Here is a 2669-nt window from a genome sequence, read left to right on the forward strand (position 1 = left end):
CAGCGCGACCAGCGCCGGCACCGGGCCGATCCGGTCCATCGCCCAGATCAGCAGCGCGAGCATCGCCAGCGACGGCACCGTCTGCAGCAGCGCGCAGGCGGCCAGCAGCGCCTCGCGCCAGCGCGGCCATGGATGCAGCGCGACGGCGAGCGGCACGCCGACCAGCGCGGCCAGCCCGACGGCGCCCAGCACCAGCGTCAGATGCTGCGCGGTGAGCCGGCCGAGGTCAGGCCCCGCGATGCGAGCCCACAGGCCGGACGTCGAGCGCGCGACGCCCGGCTCGAGCCTAGGCGAGGACGCCGATGCGGGCGTGGGCGCCGATGCCGACGCCAATGCCGATCCCGATGCCGTTCCCGATGCCGAGGGCGATGCGGGTGTTGGTGCCGCTACGGGTGTGGATGCCGACGTGGGTGCCGCTCCCGATGCTGATGCTGATGCCGACGCGGCGGCAGGCGTACCGACTGTGTGACTGCGTGGCTTGGCGAGGAAATCTCGCGCGATCGCGTCGAACGGCTGCCGCTGGATCTCCGCTTGCGCGTTCATCGCGATCATCGCGGCCTCGTCGATGCGCCCGCGCAGCGTCTGCAGCGCCGCCCAGGCGCGCGGATGCCGGCGCGGCAGGTCGACGCGATACAGCAGCACGGCGTCGTAGCGAGGGAAGAAACCGGCATCGTCGGCGAGCACCGTCAGGTCGAGCGCCGCGATCTGCGCATCGGTCGTGTAGACGTCGGTGACATCGATCTGGTCGTCGGCGAGCGCGCGGTACGCCAGCCCGTGATCGAGTCCGGTCGGCGTCTGCGGCAACGCATAGCGCCGCGAGAGCCCCGGCCAGCCGTCGGCACGCCCCAGGAACTCGTTGCTGAGCCCCAGCCGCAGCGCCGGCTGCCCCTTCAGCTGCGACACCGCCGTGAGCCCGAGCGCACGCGCCCGTGCCGACCGCATCGCCAGCGCGTAGCCGTTGTTGAAGCCCAGCGGCACGTCGATCGCCAACCCCAGCGGCCGCAGCTCGGCCTGCAGCTGCGCCAGCGGCGCGCCGGTCGTCGCGTGACCGAGGATCTCCCGCTCGATCGTGCCGAGGTATTCGGCGTAGACATCGATGCTGCCGGCCTTGAGCGCCGCATGGACGATGGCCGTGTTGCCCAGCCCCTGCTTCAGCTCGACCGCGGCGGCGGGGTCCCCGGCCCGCGCCGTCTGCGCGAGGATCTCGGCCAGGATGTAGCTTTCGGTGAAGCGCTTCGAGCCGATCCTCAGCGGCTCGGCGGCCCAGGCGTGAGTCCCGGTCGCCAGCGCGACGCCGGCCAGCAGCAGGAGGAGGAGCGGCCGCAGCCCGCGGAGCAGCATCATCGGCGCAGCATAGTCGAGCCGCTGCGGCTGCGCGCCAGCGTGCGCAAGACCTGGCCCGCGAAGGCGTCCGCCGCCGCCGACCCGGCCGAGGCCTTGCTCCGCATCAGCACCACCGACATCGCCGGCAGCGAGGTGGCCGGCGGCATGCCATGGCGCTCGTCCAGCAGCTCCATGCCGTCCGGCACGCTGCAGCGCGTGAACAGCGCGATCGCCAGACCGCTTTCGACCGCCGCCAGCATGCCGGCGGGGCTCGCGCTGTCGCAGACGATGCGGTAGGGCCGCTTCAACGCGGCCAGCGCCGCCAGGGCCGCCTTGCGCGCGAGGCTGCCCGATTCGTAGACGGCCACTGGCAGCGGCGTCTGGCGCCAGGCCTCGAAACGCGGAGCGCCGAACCACGCGAGCGGCTCCTCGAACAGCGGCTGCCCGCGTCCGGCGCGATCGCGCGTGACCACGGCGACATCGACTTCGCCACGCGCGAGCCGCGGGATCAGCACCGTCGACTGCTGGCAGACCAGCGTCAGTTCCACCGCGGTGTGGCGCCCGGCGAAGTCGCGCAGCACCGGCGTGAGGTAGGGCACCGCGTAGTCCTCCGGCACGCCGATGGTGAGCCGCCCGTGCAGCGTCTCGCGCCGCAGCGCCTGCACCGCCTCGTCGTGCTGCGCGATCAGGCGCCGCGCATGGCCGAGCAGCTCGCGGCCCGCGGGCGTGAGGTCGAGCCGGCGCGGCGTGCGCACCAGCACGGGCTGTCCGACCGCGCGCTCCAGCTTCGCGATCTGCATGCTGAGCGCCGACTGCGAGCGATGCACCCACTGCCCGGCCGCCGTCAGCGAGCCCGCATCCACCGCGGCGACGAAGGCGCGCAGCCAGTCCAGTTGAAGGTCGGTCGACGACATCCCATCCTCCGCCGCCCGGGCGAGCATTCGAATCCGTGATGCTAAGCGTGAAAAGGATTCGCTTTGCTGCCGGTCTGTCGAGCCGCAGACTCGCCGCATGACTTCATCCGTCCCATCCCGCGTCGCCGTGACACCGGCCAGTGCCGACGCCACCGGGGCCCTGCCCGATTCCACGCCGAGCGCGATGCCCACCGTGGCGTCCGCGATGGCGCCGGCGATGACGCCCGGGACTGTCGCGAGTCCCGGGCCGGGGGCGCCCGTCAGGCGGTTGCGCGAAGGCCAACTGCTGATGATCGGCGGCGGCCTGCTGCTCGGCACCATCGGCGTCTTCGTCGAAGAGGCGGCGCAGGACCCGGCCACGACCGTGTGGTTCCGCTGCGTGTTCGGGCTGGCCGCGCTGCTGCTCTGGGGCGCGCGCGCGGCCGGCTCGGG

2 protein-coding genes and 1 pseudogene are annotated in these 2669 nt (G+C 73.1%); 1 reads left to right on the forward strand and 2 read right to left on the reverse strand.

Annotated elements, in window-relative coordinates:
- Both FUT87_RS29125 and FUT87_RS20900 read right to left on the reverse strand, forming a co-directional pair.
- On the reverse strand, positions 1-1344 hold a 1344-nt coding region (locus FUT87_RS29125), incomplete at its 3' end, for a glycine betaine ABC transporter substrate-binding protein (protein ID WP_186830669.1).
- Complete coding sequence (locus FUT87_RS20900) at positions 1341-2237, reverse strand: LysR family transcriptional regulator (protein ID WP_147242263.1); 897 nt, start codon at positions 2235-2237, stop codon at positions 1341-1343. The genes FUT87_RS29125 and FUT87_RS20900, both read right to left, overlap by 4 nt.
- Positions 2238-2442: 205 nt before the next feature.
- On the opposite strand from FUT87_RS20900, the pseudogene FUT87_RS20905 reads away from it, so the two are divergent.
- A pseudogene (locus tag FUT87_RS20905) lies at positions 2443-2669 on the forward strand (EamA family transporter); the annotation flags it as partial.

The organism is Mitsuaria sp. TWR114 (genome assembly GCF_007997345.1).